The organism is Arenibacter sp. S6351L, assembly GCF_023016025.1.
GTDB classification, from domain to species: Bacteria; Bacteroidota; Bacteroidia; order Flavobacteriales; family Flavobacteriaceae; genus Arenibacter; species Arenibacter algicola_B.
In genome coordinates, this window is record NZ_JALKBB010000078.1 from 1 (window position 1) to 1,274 (window position 1,274).

The window sequence follows — 1,274 nt, forward strand, 5'->3', positions numbered from 1 at the left end:
TGGTCTTGCTACATTTGTTGGGACACTTAGTTAAGGGCAATATTGAAAAATCCTTAACTTGGTAAAACGATGAAAGAAAACAGAAGAATCTACAGTAAAGAATTTAAACAAAAGGCGGTGGAATTGAGCCACGTTCGTGGCAATGTGAACGATATTGCCCGTGAACTGGGTGTCAGATCGGAACTTCTCTATCGCTGGAGACGAGAGTTTGCCCATGATCCTTCCCTGTCCTTTAGTGGCAACGGGAATAAACAGCTCACCCCGGAAGCAAAAGAAGTTTCCAGGTTAAAAAGGGAGCTCGCCGATGTAACCATGGAGCGGGATATCTTAAAAAAGGCGATAGGCATCTTCTCCGCGAGCGACAGGAAATCTACCAATTCATGAAGGACCACCGATTGGAATTTCCTGTTGGGAAGATGTGCAAAGTTTTTAAAGTGAGCAAAAGTGGGTTTTACAGAAGTCAAAGAATGCTTCCTTGCGACCGGGACAATGAGAACCGGATGCTACTTTTTCAAATTGGGCGGATACACCAGAAAAGTAAGGCGACCTATGGAAGCCCGCGGATAACCGATGAGCTCAGGGCCCAAGGATTCGATGTGTCCAGGCCACGGGTGGCCCGGCTGATGAAACAAAAAGGTATACGGGCCGTGCATGCTAAAAAGTTTGTGGTCACCACCGATTCCAAACACAAATATCCGGTGGCAGAAAACAAATTGGACAGAAACTTTTCAGCGCAAGCTAAAGCCCGGGCCTGGGTATCGGACATCACCTACATAAAGACCGGGAGGGGATGGCTTTACTTAACGATAATTATTGACCTTTTCGACCGTAAGGTCATAGGTTGGTCACTCAGTAGCGATCTGAGTGCCGCAAACACTTGTATGGCCGCATGGAGAATGGCTGTTAAAAACAGACCGCTTTCGGGAAAATTGATATTCCATTCGGATAGGGGCGTACAATATGCCTGCAATGCCTTTAGAAACCTATTGGGCAGTTATGAAGGAGTTCAGCAGAGTATGAGCAGGAAAGGGAACTGTTGGGACAATGCCGTTGCGGAAAGCTTCTTTAAATCCATAAAGGTAGAACTCATATACAGGACCCGTTACAAGAGAAAAGAACAGGCCGCTATATCTGTGTTCGAGTGGATAGAAACCTGGTATAACCGAAACAGAAGACATTCAGCTCTGGGTAACCGCACAATACTAGAATTTGAACAAATAATGCAATTTAAAAATGTAGCTTAACTTTTTGTCCCGTTTTTTGTTGCAAGTTCA

At 45.1% G+C, this 1,274-nt stretch carries 1 protein-coding gene; it reads left to right on the top strand.

The features are described from left to right. Positions 1-69 precede the first annotated feature (69 nt). Positions 70-1,244, top strand: a protein-coding gene (locus MWU82_RS23940; protein ID WP_247098264.1) for an IS3 family transposase whose coding sequence is annotated in 2 segments (ribosomal slippage) — positions 70-325 and positions 325-1,244 — 1,176 coding nt in all. Because the reading frame shifts where the segments join, the coding sequence is not laid out codon by codon here. Positions 1,245-1,274 lie beyond the last annotated feature (30 nt).